Source organism: Pseudomonas sp. (assembly GCF_049653025.1).
In the GTDB taxonomy this organism is placed as follows: domain Bacteria; phylum Pseudomonadota; class Gammaproteobacteria; order Pseudomonadales; family Pseudomonadaceae; genus Aquipseudomonas.
In genome coordinates, this window is record NZ_JBASFM010000025.1 from 22,356 (window position 1) to 35,781 (window position 13,426).

At 64.1% G+C, this 13,426-nt stretch carries 13 protein-coding genes; 8 read left to right on the top strand and 5 right to left on the bottom strand.

All coding sequences use genetic code 11. The features are described from left to right. Nucleotides 1-32 precede the first annotated feature (32 nt). Both rnk and WBK23_RS19545 read left to right on the top strand, forming a co-directional pair. Nucleotides 33-443 carry a nucleoside diphosphate kinase regulator gene (rnk, locus tag WBK23_RS19540; RefSeq protein WP_424485593.1) on the top strand — a complete coding sequence of 137 codons (411 nt, stop codon included), beginning with the start codon at nucleotides 33-35 and terminating at the stop codon, nucleotides 441-443. 68 nt (nucleotides 444-511) lie between these two features. Further along, nucleotides 512-1,312 carry a lipase family protein gene (locus WBK23_RS19545; protein WP_424485594.1) on the top strand — a complete coding sequence of 267 codons (801 nt, stop codon included), beginning with the start codon at nucleotides 512-514 and terminating at the stop codon, nucleotides 1,310-1,312. On the opposite strand, the gene WBK23_RS19550 is transcribed toward WBK23_RS19545, so the two are convergent. The 5 genes from WBK23_RS19550 to argH form a co-directional block, all read right to left on the bottom strand. After that, nucleotides 1,313-4,168 carry a class I adenylate cyclase gene (locus WBK23_RS19550; protein WP_424485595.1) on the bottom strand — a complete coding sequence of 952 codons (2,856 nt, stop codon included), beginning with the start codon at nucleotides 4,166-4,168 and terminating at the stop codon, nucleotides 1,313-1,315. A 142-nt stretch (nucleotides 4,169-4,310) separates the two neighbouring features. Beyond that, the gene (locus tag WBK23_RS19555; RefSeq protein WP_424485596.1) at nucleotides 4,311-4,556 is read right to left on the bottom strand and encodes a TIGR02647 family protein; all 246 of its coding nucleotides are present in this window, start codon (nucleotides 4,554-4,556) and stop codon (nucleotides 4,311-4,313) included. A gap of 180 nt (nucleotides 4,557-4,736) precedes the next feature. Next, entirely contained in the window at nucleotides 4,737-5,003 is a 267-nt protein-coding gene (locus tag WBK23_RS19560; RefSeq protein WP_424485597.1) for a hypothetical protein, read from the bottom strand. Between the two features lie 23 nt (nucleotides 5,004-5,026). After that, complete coding sequence (locus tag WBK23_RS19565; protein WP_424485598.1) at nucleotides 5,027-5,506, bottom strand: N-acetyltransferase family protein; 480 nt, start codon at nucleotides 5,504-5,506, stop codon at nucleotides 5,027-5,029. Nucleotides 5,507-5,555: 49 nt separating this feature from the next. Further along, complete coding sequence (argH, locus tag WBK23_RS19570; RefSeq protein WP_424485599.1) at nucleotides 5,556-6,950, bottom strand: argininosuccinate lyase; 1,395 nt, start codon at nucleotides 6,948-6,950, stop codon at nucleotides 5,556-5,558. A gap of 253 nt (nucleotides 6,951-7,203) precedes the next feature. On the opposite strand from argH, the gene WBK23_RS19575 reads away from it, so the two are divergent. The 6 genes from WBK23_RS19575 to WBK23_RS19600 all read left to right on the top strand — a co-directional run bounded on the left by WBK23_RS19575 (nucleotide 7,204) and on the right by WBK23_RS19600 (nucleotide 13,273). Next, nucleotides 7,204-8,286 carry a sensor histidine kinase gene (locus WBK23_RS19575; RefSeq protein ID WP_424485600.1) on the top strand — a complete coding sequence of 361 codons (1,083 nt, stop codon included), beginning with the start codon at nucleotides 7,204-7,206 and terminating at the stop codon, nucleotides 8,284-8,286. Then, nucleotides 8,283-9,029, top strand: coding sequence for a LytR/AlgR family response regulator transcription factor (locus WBK23_RS19580; RefSeq protein ID WP_424485601.1), 747 nt, complete (start codon nucleotides 8,283-8,285; stop codon nucleotides 9,027-9,029). The genes WBK23_RS19575 and WBK23_RS19580 overlap by 4 nt, the downstream gene beginning before the upstream one ends. A gap of 93 nt (nucleotides 9,030-9,122) precedes the next feature. Next, a complete protein-coding gene (gene hemC / locus WBK23_RS19585) occupies nucleotides 9,123-10,061 on the top strand; it encodes a hydroxymethylbilane synthase (protein WP_424485602.1) in 939 nt (312 codons plus the stop codon). Further along, nucleotides 10,058-10,831: a uroporphyrinogen-III synthase gene (locus tag WBK23_RS19590; protein WP_424485603.1), complete on the top strand. Its 774-nt coding sequence runs from the start codon at nucleotides 10,058-10,060 to the stop codon at nucleotides 10,829-10,831. Before hemC ends, WBK23_RS19590 begins: the two co-directional genes overlap by 4 nt. Before the next feature lie 16 nt (nucleotides 10,832-10,847). Further along, a complete protein-coding gene (locus tag WBK23_RS19595) occupies nucleotides 10,848-11,996 on the top strand; it encodes a uroporphyrinogen-III C-methyltransferase (protein ID WP_424485604.1) in 1,149 nt (382 codons plus the stop codon). Further along, on the top strand, nucleotides 11,993-13,273 hold the full coding sequence (locus WBK23_RS19600; RefSeq protein WP_424485605.1) for a heme biosynthesis HemY N-terminal domain-containing protein: 1,281 nt from the start codon (nucleotides 11,993-11,995) through the stop codon (nucleotides 13,271-13,273). Before WBK23_RS19595 ends, WBK23_RS19600 begins: the two co-directional genes overlap by 4 nt. Nucleotides 13,274-13,426: the final 153 nt, after the last annotated feature.

Consider the following 13,426-nt stretch of genomic DNA (forward strand, 5'->3'; position numbering starts at 1 on the left):
TTTTTTGCCGTTAAAGGAGATGTACCCGCACCATGACCAGCGCACCTTCGATCACTATCACCCGCCTTGATTTGCAGCGTTTGGAGCATCTGCTCGACAGCCTGGATGATTTCGGCCCGGGTGCCATCGCGTTGCAGGCCGAGCTGGACCGTGCCGACGTGGTTGGCCATGACGAAGTGCCGGCCGGGGTGGTGACCATGAATTCGCGGGTGCATTGCCGCGAGGAGAGCAGTGGCAAGGATTACCACCTGACCCTGGTCTACCCGCAGGACGCCGGCGCAGAAGGCACGGTCTCGATTCTCGCGCCGGTTGGCAGCGCCCTGCTGGGCCTGTCGGTGGGCCAGCATATCGACTGGACCGCACCCGGCGGCAAGGTGCTCAAGCTGACGCTGCTGGCGGTGGAGTATCAGCCTGAAGCTGCGGGTGAATACAACCGCGAGTAAGGCGCACGCTGTGCGCTGAGCGCGGCGGTATAAATCTGCGTATCACGCATTCCGGCAAGGAGGCCCGTATGTCCAGTCTGCCCCTGTATTTCCCCTCAGGCTTTGCTCTCCCTCAGGCGCTGCTGTGCGCCCAGTTGGTTGACGCGGCCTATGCGCAGTACGGCCAGTGGCAAGCCCAGCAGCGCCCGCGCCGCCCCCAGGATTTCACCTGGCAGCCGCCGTCGCTGGCGGACTGGCAGTTCTCCGCGCCGATCTGGAGCGTGCTCAGCGAACTGCACTTTCTCAATGAGTCGGAACCCTTTGGCTTTGCTGCGCGTGGTCCGCAGGGCGAGGTCTACCTGGTGTTTCGCGGTACCGACACGGTGCAGGACTGGCTGGATGACCTGGATGCCGATCAGCGCGCCTACCCCTGGCAAGCTGGCCTGGGCAATGTGCATGACGGCTTTCTCAAACTCTACACTTCGCTGCGGGATCAGGCCTTGCAGGCCATCGACAGCCTGCGGCCGAACGGTCCGCTGTGGCTGTGCGCGCACAGCCTGGGTGGTGCGATATCCAGTTTGGCGGTGCTCGATCTGCGCGAACGCTGGCCCGACCTGCCGTTGCAGCATTACAGCTTCGCCAGCCCGCGGGTGGCCGCCCCGGACTTTGCCGCGCACTACAACGGGCTGCAGGTGCCGACTTTCCGCGTAGTGAATGACAGTGATCTGGTGCCGCAGGTGCCGCCGGGAGTGACCGGCAAGTGGCTGTATCAACACCTGGGGCTGGCAGTAACCTTCAGCGCCAGCTACGCCTCGGTAGGCGACAATCACAGCCTGGCCGGCTGTTACCTGTACGCCTTGCAGAACCCACAGGCACCGATGCGCGACTGATCAGGCTTTCTGCAGCGCCTGATTAAGCGCCGCTTCCAGGCGGCCCTTGTAGCGCAGGTAATGCACGCTCTGCATATGCCCCTCGCCGAGCACCGCTGACAGGTCGAGGTCGGTGATATAGCAGGGGTAGCGCGCGCCATCACGGCGCTGCGCGAGGATGTGCTGGGCGACCGCAGCGAACAGGTCGCCGGCGTACTCCAGTTCGGAAAACTCGCGGTGGTTGCAGTACAGGGTGACGTGGGAGCGTTTATGGTCCGCCGGCTCGACGATGGCCTGCACGTCATAGAACGGGTGGCTGATCGGCGACAGCGGCGGCGGTCGCCGTTCCAGGCGCTGGGCGCGCAGCGGCGCATCCGGCAGCACCTGGTAATACAGCACCTCCAGCGGCTGGTGTGCCGGCAGGTTGTCCAGCGGCAGCAGGGCATTGCGCCGGTACAGCACCGACTGCAGAAAGCGTTGCAATGGGGTCAGCAGACTCTGTTCATCACGGTAGGGCATGTTCTGTCGCCACAGCGCATTGTGCTCGTCGAGCACGCTCAGCTCGGCCGTGGCGCTGGCCTCATTCAAGCGGTAGAACACCTGAATGCACTGCGGCCGCCCCACAGGCAGGATCAGCGCCAGGTCTTCGCCCTCTAACGCACTGCGATCCAGGTGCAGCTCGCTGTAGCCGGGCAATTCCTCACCCAGGTGCTCGACCAGCGCCGGCAGGTCTTTCAGGCTGGTATGGCTGACCTGGCCGGGTTTCAGTTCCAGCACGTGGTACTGCTGTTTGATCTGCAGCAGAAAGCGGTTGGCCTGTTCGCTGCTGAAGCTGGCGAGGGTTTCACGGAACAGCTCTTCGACCCGTTCGGCAATCGCCGTGGCACGGTTGCGGCAGAAGCAGCGTACGCGCAGGTTGGGCTTCTTGCCTTCGTTGGGCAGGCTGTTGAGGAAGTCGCGCAGGCAATCGAGCAGGGCGTGTGGGCCGTCATAGCGGGTCACCAGCAGCTCGTTCCAGCTGTTCAGGGTGACCTGGTCGATGGTCAAGATCAGGTTTTCACGCACCCCGGAGTAGCCCAGCGCATCGGTGCGCTCGGTGGTCATGTGCATGTTCATCTGGCTGAACTGCTTGAGCGGGTCGACGCCAACATTGACCAGCAGCAGCACCTCGCTGGGCACGCTGGCGCGCAGCAGTGCGCTTTCATCGACCGCCGGCAAGGGCAGCGGCACCACTTGCTGCAGGCTCGCCTGCAGGTTGGCCAGTTCGAACTCGGTCAGGTCGCTATGGCCCGGATGCAGCGACAGGCGCGTGCTGCTGTCGATCACGCCGTTGCGCTGGCACCAGGCGAGCAGCTCGATCAGCTCGCGCGAGCGCTTGAGCGGTGAGAAATCCTCCAGCTCCTGGGCATTCACGCTGCCGCTGTACAGCGCCCACATGGTTTCATTGGGCGCATCCGGGCTGGGGCTCTGGGCCAGGGTCAGGGTGTCTTCGGCGAGGTCCGGGGCAATCCCCGGGTTGATAAATTCGATCTTGCCGGCCTTGCGCTCGAAGGCGGCGTACAGCCGGCGGCCGAGAATGCCCAGGTCGCGGCTGTTGAGTGAGCTGCCGGCCTGTTCGCTGCGGGCGAACTCGGAGAGAAAGCGGTAGCTGTAGGTCAGTTCGTTGACCAGCATGCGCCGTTCGGCGCTGACCTGGCGCACCTTCCACTGGCTGCGGCTGTCGAGCATCGCCAGCTGGCGGCTGTCCCAGTTCCAGTCGCGGGTCAGGCGCTCGAGCAGCAGGCGCTGCCAGCTCTTGCGGTTGTTGCGCGGCGGGCGGCTGAGCTTCTTGTCGACCTTGAGGTACAGGCAGCGGCGGATCAGCTCCAGGCGTTCATGCTCGCCGCGGCCGACCAGGTATTCCTCCAGGCGGCGGTACACCACGATATAGGGGTCGAGTTCATCGACATCCAGGCGATTGGCGAACACCGCCTGTTTGAACCGCAGCGACAGGCACTCGACCTTGGGATGTTCACTGGCGTAAACCTCGGTGAGCAGCAACTTGAGCACCGATTTGTACGGCGACTCGATGCCCTTGAACAGCTGCCACATGCCCGCGCCGATAAACTCCTCCGGCGGTATGCGCGCCAGGTGGCCGAGATCGAGTACGTCCTCGGCGCGGATAAAGCGTTTGGAGAGCAGCTCGTTGGTGTAGTGCTGGTAGCGCTGCTCCTCATACACCGGCACCAGCCACCACAGCGGCGTGCGCCCGCCGAGCCAGATCGCGGTGCGGTAGAACTCATCGAGCAGCAGGTAATGCTGGGTGGTCCCGCAGTCATCCGAGGTCAGCTGGGCCTCGCGCTCGCCCTGGGTAAAGCGCGCCGGGTCGATCAGGAAGAAATGCGCCTCGGCACCCAGGGTCGCCGCCCAGCTTTCCAGCAGCTCGCATTTCTTGCTCAGCTCGCGCAACTGCTCCGGGTTGAGGTCGCTGGCGTGGCACACCCACAGGTCCATATCGCTCTGCTCGGCCTGAGCCACGGTGCCCAGGCTGCCCATCAGAAACAGCCCGTGAATCGGTAAAGCCTGCTTGCCGCGATAGGGTTTGTAGGCGAACGAGCGGGTCAGCCGCTGCACTTCGGCGAGCAGTTCGTCATCCGGCTCGAAACCGCTGAGGCCGGCCGGGGTCAGCCCGGACACATAGCCGGGCAAAAGGGGGTGATTGACGTGAAACAGCAGCGGCAACAGCTTGAGGACCAGCTGCTGGCGCGTCGACAGGGCCTGCATGGCGCGTTGCAGGCGACCCTGATTGAGTTTGAGGAAACGGGCGCGCAGCTGCGTCAGCACCTTGCGATCGATACCGTCTTCGATATCCGGGCGAATTTCTTCGGTGCGACTCATGCTCAGGCTCTGCAGGGCGGTACGACATCGTGCCTTGCCAGGGGGCTGGCAAACGGCTGCGGGTACCGGGTTATCGCCTGCGTCGCCGGCAGCTTGAGGGTGCTGGTGCAACGCAGGCTACGGTGGTGAGAGGGGTAGGTTCTCAGGCCGCTTCGGTCACATTGAGAATGGTCAGGAGAACTTGCGCGTGCTCGGCGGCATCCAGGCCGAGGCTGGTCAGGTAGCCACCATCGGGCTGGTCGATAAGGCCTTTGTCATGCAAGCGTTTGGCTGCGGCGATGGCAGACGGGGCGGCGGTGTGGTGAACCTTGATTCCTTCCTGGGTCGTGCCCAGGTTGAACAGCGCAAGGATTTCCAGTTCGGCAATCAGTTCGGGGGTAAAGGCCATAGGTACTCCAGCTTCTTGTTTTAGTGAGCTGCGGCCTGGGGCCGGCAGCACCCGCTGCGGTAAATCGGCTGAAACATGGGCAGCCTGCCAGGGCAGTGTAGTGAAGTGCCGGGCAGTCTGCCGTGACCTGATGCTGCCAGAAGTCGGCGGCGGGTGGGTTAAATATCTGTGCGCCGTCCGCTACTTCTGTTCGGGCAGTTCCGGCAGGGCGCGCAGGCCTTGCTCATAGCGGGCCAGATCAAAACCGCGGTCGGCGAGCAGCATGGCATCGATTTCGTCGGCCAGCACCAGGGCCATCAGCTCGATGATCTCCTCGCGCTCGTAGCCGACCAGGCTCAGTTTGTTCAGCACCGCCTGGACAAAGGCCGGCTCGCCGGCTTCCAGCTGGTTCTCGATGGCCTGGGTCAGGGTGTCCTGGGCAAAATCTTCGTCGTCTTGCTCGCTCATGGGGTACTCCGGAAGGTGGCGGCTTAGCCCTGGGCAAAATCCAGCAAGGCCTGGCCGGTTAGGCGGTAGGGGGTCGATTCGTCCTGCGGCTGTGCGCCGAATGATTGGTAGAACTCAATGGCGGGCTGGTTCCAGTCCAGCACGATCCACTCGAAACGGCCACAGCCTTTGGCCACGGCCAGTTGCGCCAGGTGTCGCAGCAGGGTCTTGCCCGCGCCCAGGCCACGTTTTTCCGGGCTGACATAGAGGTCTTCAAGGTACAGCCCGTGTTTGCCCAGCCAGGTCGAGTAGTTGAAGAAGTACACCGCATAGCCGATGGGCTGGCCTTCGTGCTCGCAGATCAGCGCATGGGCGCTGCTGTCCGGGGCGAACAGACTCGCTTCGATACCGGCCACATCGGTTTGCACCTCATGCTCGGCGTTGTCGTAGATCGCCAGGTCGGTGATAAAGCGCAGGATCAGCGCGGCGTCTTCGGCAGTAGCGGTGCGGATATGCAGAGACATCGTTTTCGTCCTTGAAGGGCCGGGTGCGTGGCACCCGGCGGCTGCAGCCTCAGCGGCTGGCGAGCAACTCCTTGCCGCGTACCACAGCTGCGCGCACCTGATTCGGTGCGGTGCCGCCGATATGGTCGCGGGCGTTGACCGAGCCTTCCAGGGTCAGCACGGCAAACACGTCGTCGCCGATCTGGTTGCTGAACTGGCGCAGTTCGTCGAGGCTCATTTCGGCTAGATCCTTGCCGCTCTGCACGCCGTACTTCACTGCGTGGCCGACGATTTCATGACAATCGCGGAAGGGCAGGCCCTTGCGTACCAGATAGTCGGCCAAGTCGGTGGCGGTGGAGAAGCCGCGCAGCGCCGCTTCACGCATGATCGCGTGCTTGGGCTTGATCGCCGGGATCATGTCGGCAAAGGCACGCAGCGAGTCGCGCAGGGTGTCGGCGGCGTCGAACAGCGGCTCTTTGTCTTCCTGGTTGTCCTTGTTGTAGGCCAGCGGCTGGCCCTTCATCAGGGTCAGCAGGCCCATCAGTGCGCCGAATACCCGGCCAGTTTTGCCGCGTACCAGCTCAGGTACGTCCGGGTTTTTCTTCTGCGGCATGATCGAGGAGCCAGTGCAGAAGCGATCCGGCAGGTCGATAAATTGGAATTGCGCGCTGGTCCAGAGCACCAGCTCCTCGGAGAAGCGCGACAGGTGCATCATGGCAATCGAGGCGGCAGCGCAGAACTCGATGGCGAAGTCGCGATCCGATACGCCGTCCAGCGAGTTGCCGCCAACGGCGTCGAAACCGAGCAGTTCTGCGGTGATCTCGCGGGCAATCGGGTAGGTGGTGCCGGCCAACGCGGCCGAGCCCAGCGGCATACGGTTGGTGCGCTTGCGGCAGTCGACCAGGCGCTCGTAGTCACGGCTGAGCATTTCGAACCAGGCCAGCAGGTGATGGCCGAAGGTCACGGGCTGCGCGGTCTGCAGGTGGGTAAAGCCAGGCATGATGGTTGCCGCTTCGCGCTCGGCCTGCTCCAGCAGGCCCTGCTGCAGGCGGGTGATCTCGGCCAGGATCAGGTCGATCTCGTCACGCAGCCACAGGCGGATGTCGGTGGCGACCTGGTCGTTACGGCTACGGCCGGTGTGCAGCTTCTTGCCGGTGACACCGATGCGGTCGGTCAGACGCGCTTCGATGTTCATGTGCACGTCTTCCAGGTCGACGCGCCAGTCGAACTGGCCGGCTTCGATCTCGCCCTGAATCTGCGTCAGGCCGGCGATGATGGCGTCGCGCTCGGCGTCAGTCAGCACGCCAACCTTGGCCAGCATGGTGGCGTGGGCGATTGAACCCATGATGTCGTGGCGATACAGGCGCTTGTCGAATTCGACCGAGGCGGTAAAGCGGGCGACGAAGGCATCGACAGGCTCGCTGAAGCGGCCGCCCCAGGATTGGTTGGTTTTTTCAGTGCTCATGGGCTTCGCTCGGCTAGTGCGCTAAAACGGGCTGGCCGCGCGTGGCGGCCGGCAAGACGGAAAAGTGCGCCGATAATAACAGGCTGGCAGGCAAATTCGCCGCGTCGCTTTGTCAGGGGCGGCAGCTAGGCTTATGCCGGGCAATGTTGCGCCGGTCACAGTTTTATCGGCCCGGGCGCATTTCGGCGCTTTATTTTGCCCGGCCGGAGCTGTCTACCTTGCCGCTGGAGCGGCCCACGCGGAAACTGCCGTGATGAAAATAAAAAACGTTTTACCCGAAAAACAACTACCACCGGTCGACGACTTCTTCGTTCCCGAACTGTGCCAGCCGGATGCCTTGCTGAGCATGGTGCTACTGGCCGAGCTGCTGGTGCTGGTATTGGTGCTGTCCGAGCCGATGCAGCCGGGCTTCGACTGGGTGCGCCTGGCCCTGACTTCGCTCTTCGTGCAGTGGATCGTGCTGCTGTCGGCCGCGGTGTTGTGCCGCCTGCGGCCGTTTATGGCGCGCATGCCAGCGGCCACGGCGGGGGCATTGTGCTGTGCGATTGTGGTCGGGTTGAGCCTGGGCTGTACCGCGGTTGCCGACTATTACGAACTGGGGGGGCCGCTGCCGCGGGCGGGCGAGGTCAACCTGTACCTGCGCCATGCCTTGATCAGCCTGATCATGTCGGCGCTGCTGCTGCGTTATTTCTACCTGCTAAGCCAGTGGCGTCGCCAGGAGCAGGCAGAGTTGCGCGCGCGCATCGAGTCGTTGCAGGCGCGGATTCGTCCGCACTTTCTCTTCAATAGCCTGAACAGCATTGCCAGCCTGGTGGTGGTCGACCCGTACAAGGCCGAGCAGGCCGTGCTGGACCTCTCCGATCTGTTCCGCGCCAGCTTGGCCAAGCCTGGCAGCCTGGTGCCCTGGCGCGAGGAGCTGGAGCTGGCGCAACGATATTTGTCGATTGAGCGCTATCGGCTTGGCGAGCGACTACAGTTGCAGTGGGAGGTTGCCGATGTGCCGGACGATCTGCCGATTCCACAACTGACCTTGCAGCCGTTACTGGAGAACGCCCTGATCTACGGCATTCAGCCGCGTATCGAGGGCGGCCTGGTGCGGGTCGAGGCGAGTTATCACGAGGGGGTATTCCAGCTGTGCGTGAGCAATCCATACGAACAACTCGGCGAGGAGCCGCCTTCACGTGGTACCCATCAGGCGCTGAACAATATCGATGCGCGATTGGTGGCACTTTTCGGGCCGCGTGCCAGTCTCAGCGTAGAGCGCCGTGACGGTCGCCACTTCACTTGTCTACGCTATCCTTGTGCCAGACCCATGCAGGAAGCCCGTGCATTATGAATGTCCTGATTGTCGATGACGAACCCCTGGCCCGTGAGCGCCTAAGCCGTATGGTGGGCGAGCTCGATGGCTATCGTGTGCTCGAACCCGCAGCCAGCAATGGCGAGGAGGCGCTGAGCCTGATCGACAGCCTGAAGCCGGATGTGGTGTTGCTGGATATCCGTATGCCCGGCCTGGATGGTTTGCAGGTGGCGGCGCGGCTGTGCGAACGCGAGGCACCGCCGGCGGTGATCTTCTGCACCGCCCATGATGAATTCGCCCTGGAAGCCTTTCAGGTCAGCGCCGTGGGTTATCTGGTCAAACCGGTGCGTTCGGAAAGCCTCAGTGAAGCCTTGAAAAAAGCCGAGCGGCCGAACCGCGTGCAGCTTGCCGCACTGACCCGTCCGGCGCTGGACAGCGGCGGCGGGCCGCGCAGCCATATCAGTGCGCGCACCCGCAAAGGTATCGAGCTGATCCCGCTGGATCAGGTGATCTATTTTATCGCCGACCACAAGTACGTGACCCTGCGCCACGCCGGTGGCGAAGTGCTGCTGGATGAGCCGCTGAAGGCACTTGAGGACGAGTTTGGTGATCGCTTTGTGCGTATCCACCGCAATGCCCTGGTGGCCCGCGAGCGTATCGAGCGCTTGCAGCGCACCCCGCTTGGGCATTTTCAACTGTTCCTCAAGGGCATGAACGAGGAAGCGCTGATCGTCAGCCGCCGGCATGTGGCCGGGGTGCGCAAGCTGATGCATCACCTCTAGCCGCCGTCTGCTGGCCCGGATCGACTCTGGGTGGCAGGCTTGCGGCGGGCCAGCCTGTTATTATCCCCGGCAGTCCGTTTTCTGGAATTGCCCATGTCTCGCGAAATCCGCATTGCCACCCGTAAAAGTGCCTTGGCCCTGTGGCAGGCCGAACACGTCAAAGCCCGCCTGGAGCAGGCGCACCCTGGTCTGAAAGTCAGTTTGGTGCCGATGGTCAGTCGCGGCGACAAGCTGCTCGATGCGCCGCTGGCGAAGATCGGCGGCAAAGGTCTGTTTGTCAAAGAGCTGGAAACCGCTCTGCTGGAAAACCAGGCCGACATCGCCGTGCACTCGATGAAAGACGTGCCGATGGACTTCCCCGAGGGCCTCGGTCTGTATTGCATCTGCGAACGCGAAGATCCGCGCGACGCCTTCGTTTCCAATACCTACGCCAACCTCGATGCGCTGCCGGCGGGTAGCGTGGTCGGCACCTCCAGCCTGCGTCGTCAGGCGCAATTGCTGGCGCGCCGCCCGGATCTGAAAATCCAGTTCCTGCGTGGCAACGTCAACACCCGCCTGGCCAAGCTGGATGCCGGCGAGTATGACGCGATTATTCTCGCCGCCGCCGGGCTGATCCGCCTGGGCTTCGAGAGCCGTATCCGCGCCTCGATCACGGTCGAAGACAGCCTGCCGGCGGGTGGTCAGGGCGCGGTAGGGATCGAATGCCGCACCGGCGATGCAGAAATTCACGCACTGCTTGCCCCATTGCATCACCGCGATACCGCCGTGCGGGTCACCGCCGAGCGCGCGCTGAACAAACACCTGAATGGCGGCTGCCAGGTGCCGATTGCCTGTTATGCGGTGCTCGAAGGTGAGCAGCTGTGGCTGCGCGGCCTGGTCGGCCAGCCGGATGGCACGCAACTGCTGCGTGCCGAACAACGCGCACCGGTTGCGCTTGCCGAGCAGCTGGGCGTGCAGGTGGCTGAGGCGTTGCTGGCGCAGGGCGCGGCGGCCATTCTGCAGGCGGTGTATGGCGAGGCCGCTGCCGAGTGAGTGGATGGCGCCTGTTGCTGACTCGGCCGGCGCAGGAGTCTGCCGCTTTAGCGGCGACCCTTGCGCAGCAGGGCATCTACAGCAGCAGCATGCCGCTGCTGGCCATCGAGGCCCTGGCGGAAAGTGCCGAGCAGCGCGCCACCCTTGCGCAGCTGCAGTCGTACTGCGCGGTGATCGTCGTCAGCAAGCCCGCCGCGCGTTTTGGCCTGCAGCTGCTTGAGCGCTACCGGCCGCAGCCCGCGGCCGGGCAGGCCTGGTTTACCGTCGGTGCCGCCACGGCGGAAATTCTCGCTGCTTACGGTCTGGACGTGTCATACCCGGCGCAGGGTGATGACAGTGAAGCCTTGCTCGATCTGTCGCGCCTGCAGCAGGTGCTGGCGGCCACGGTCAATGCGCGGGTATTGATCATGCGCGGTGATACTGGCCGAGAGTTACTCGGCGAGCGTTTGCGCGGCCAAGGTGTGCAGGTGGACTATCTGCCACTCTATCGCCGATTGTTGACGTACTACCCGCCTGAAGCCTTGCTTGAACGAGTGCGTGGCGAACGCCTGAATGGCCTAGTGGTCAGCAGTGGGCAGGGCTTTGTACATTTGTGCGAGCTGGCCGGCGCGGATTGGCCGGCTTTGGCACGGCTACCCTTGTTTGTACCCAGCCCGCGGGTGGCCGAAATGGCCCGTGCGGCGGGTGCGCAATCTGTTGTGGATTGTCGTGGCGCGAGTGCTGCGGCGTTGCTGGCAGCGTTGCAGGCGCAACCTGCCCCCGACCTCTGACGCAAAGGATGGATACGTGAGCGAAGCGACTACCCCGAAAGAGCAGCAACAACCCGAGCCGGACGTGCTGGCAGCACAGCAGCCCGCCGCCACGCCGCCCGCGCGGGGTAATGGGCTGGCGCTGCTGGCCTTGTTGGTTGGCGCGGCAGGTGTGGCCGCCGGTGGCTGGGGGCTCTGGCAAATGCAGGCGCTGGATGCCCGCGGGCAACAGCAGGCGGGGCAGCTGCAGACCGTCAGCGCGGAGGCGCAGCGTCTGGCGCAAGGCAGCCAGAAGCTCAGCACACAGTTGGCCCAGTTGCCCACTGCCGAAGAGTTGGACAGCCGCCGCCGCCTGCTCGCGCAGCTGCAAGGCGATCAGCAGTTGCTCAACCAGCGTCTGGAAACCGTATTGGGGGCTAGTCGCCAGGATTGGCGATTGGCCGAGGCCGAGCACCTGCTGCGCCTGGCCAGCCTGCGCCTGTCTGCGCTGCAGGACATCAACAGCGCCACCGCGCTGGTTCAGGCTGCCGATGAGATTCTGCAGGAGCAGGACGACCCGGCGGCGTTCTCGGCGCGCGAGCAATTGGCCAAGAGCCTGGAGGCACTGCGCAGCACGCCCAATCCCGATCGCACCGGACTGTTCCTGCAACTGGGCGCACTGCGCGAGCAGGTTGCCCAGCTGAATGCCCAGGCCCCGACCTTCGATGGCGCGGGCGGGGTGCTCAATGAGCTGGCCAGCGAGGGCGTCGAGCAGCAGTGGTGGCAGCGCTGGTTGCAGACGCTGGCGGAATACTTCCGCCTCGATTTCAACGCCGACAACAACATTCGCCCCTTGCTGTCCGGCCAGGCCCTGACCCAGGTGCGCCTGGCGCTCAGCCTGGCTCTGGAACAGGCGCAGTGGGCGGCCCTGCACGGTCAGACGGCTGTCTATAAACAGGCCTTGCAGCAGGCTCGCGAAGTGCTCGATGGGCATTTCGATGTGGAAAACCCCAACAGCCGCGCCTTGCGTGCGCGTATCGACGAGTTGGCAACACGCCCTGTGGCCATCACCCCTCCCGATCTCGGCCCGGCCCTGAATGCGGTGCAGGCGTATCTGCATGCCAAGCGGTCGGCGCGTTCGGAACAGAAGGTCGAGGTGGGTTCTGACGCGGATGCCGAGGCGCAACTGCAGGAGGCGCTGCAATGAAGCGCCTCTATGTGGTGCTGATCGTGCTGGCGGTGGTGGCCGCCGGTGCCAGCCTGGTGCTGTTCGGCTTGCCGCTGGCCGAGCACAAGGGCTATGTGCTGATTGCCTTCCAGGGCTTTCGTTATGAGTCCAGTCTGTGGGCCTTTCTGGCGCTGCTGCTGGTGCTCTGGCTGACGATCTACCTGGTGCGTCTGACGCTGCGCATGCTGGCCACCTCGGGCGGCCTGCTCAATCCCTGGTCGCGCCTGCACAGCCGCCGGCGCGTACGCCTGGCCTCCGAACAGGGCTTTCTCGACCTGGCCGAAGGCCGCTGGGCTCGCGCCTTGCGCCATCTGCAGCGGGCCGCCGCCGGAGAGGCGCAACCGCTGAGCTATTACTTGGGTGCCGCTCGCGCTGCGAACCAGTTGGGGCGCTATGAAGACAGCGATGCGCTGCTGGAGAAAGCCCTCGATCGTCAGCCCCAGGCGGAGCTGGCGATTGCCTTGCAACATGCCGAACTGCAATTGGCGCGCGGCCAGGCGGCGGCGGCGCAGGACACCTTGCAGGTCATGCGTGAGCGCTACCCGCACCATCATCTGGTGCTGCGGCAGTTGCAGCGCCTCTACCTGCAATCGGGCAACTGGTCGGCCTTGCTCGGGTTGCTGGCGGATTTGCGCAAGGAAAAAGCCTTGGGCAACGCCGAGTTGAGCGAACTTGAGCGCCAGGCCTGGCGCGGGCGTTTGTTGCAGGCTGGGCGTGCGCTCGAGGGCGACGAACAGGCGGGGCTGGCAGCGCTGCAGCAGGCCTGGCAGAGCATGAGCGCTGCGCTGCGCCAGGAGCCTGACCTGCTGGCGGTATATGCCGAGCAATTGCGTGGGCTGGGTGCCGAGGACGATGCCGAAGAGTTGCTGCGCCATGCCCTGAAGCAGCATTACGACAGCGGCTTGGTGCGCCTCTACGGGCTGCTGCGCGGGCTTGATCTGGAGCGCCAGTTGCAGGCCGCCGAAGGCTGGTTGCAGCAGCATGCGAGCGACGCTGGTTTGCTGCTGACGCTGGGACGTCTGTGCCTGCACAACCAGCTGTGGGGCAAGGCGCGTGATTATCTGGAGAGCAGCCTGGCCTTGCAGCGGCACCCGGAAACCTGTGTCGAGCTGGCTCGCCTGCTGGCGCAACTGGGTGAGCTGGAACGCAGCAACAGCCTGTATCAGGAAGGCTTGAGCCTGCTCGATCAGCGCCTGGGCGAGCCGGCACCGGTTGTCGTTGGCGGAGCGACTGTTGCGCTGGGAGCGCCGATCTAACCACTGGAGCGATCGGCAGGGTTGCGTGAGGACAAGTTAAACGCTTGTATGAAATTTTCTCCCGGGCTGCCTTGAAGGCTTAGGCGTGCGGGAATAATCTGGCTCGCATGTACCGCCGGAAAGTTGCCGTTTCACGGTTGTCTTCCCATCCCC

What these genes read in the sequence shown, in the direction of transcription:
- argH (WP_424485599.1), bottom strand. Translation starts at nt 6,950, where the DNA reads ATGAGCACTGAAAAAACCAACCAATCCTGGGGCGGCCGCTTCAGCGAG.
- hemC (WP_424485602.1), top strand. Translation starts at nt 9,123, where the DNA reads ATGTCTCGCGAAATCCGCATTGCCACCCGTAAAAGTGCCTTGGCCCTG.
- WBK23_RS19550 (WP_424485595.1), bottom strand. Translation starts at nt 4,168, where the DNA reads ATGAGTCGCACCGAAGAAATTCGCCCGGATATCGAAGACGGTATCGAT.
- WBK23_RS19560 (WP_424485597.1), bottom strand. Translation starts at nt 5,003, where the DNA reads ATGAGCGAGCAAGACGACGAAGATTTTGCCCAGGACACCCTGACCCAG.
- WBK23_RS19555 (WP_424485596.1), bottom strand. Translation starts at nt 4,556, where the DNA reads ATGGCCTTTACCCCCGAACTGATTGCCGAACTGGAAATCCTTGCGCTG.
- WBK23_RS19580 (WP_424485601.1), top strand. Translation starts at nt 8,283, where the DNA reads ATGAATGTCCTGATTGTCGATGACGAACCCCTGGCCCGTGAGCGCCTA.
- WBK23_RS19575 (WP_424485600.1), top strand. Translation starts at nt 7,204, where the DNA reads ATGAAAATAAAAAACGTTTTACCCGAAAAACAACTACCACCGGTCGAC.
- rnk (WP_424485593.1), top strand. Translation starts at nt 33, where the DNA reads ATGACCAGCGCACCTTCGATCACTATCACCCGCCTTGATTTGCAGCGT.
- WBK23_RS19545 (WP_424485594.1), top strand. Translation starts at nt 512, where the DNA reads ATGTCCAGTCTGCCCCTGTATTTCCCCTCAGGCTTTGCTCTCCCTCAG.
- WBK23_RS19565 (WP_424485598.1), bottom strand. Translation starts at nt 5,506, where the DNA reads ATGTCTCTGCATATCCGCACCGCTACTGCCGAAGACGCCGCGCTGATC.
- WBK23_RS19600 (WP_424485605.1), top strand. Translation starts at nt 11,993, where the DNA reads ATGAAGCGCCTCTATGTGGTGCTGATCGTGCTGGCGGTGGTGGCCGCC.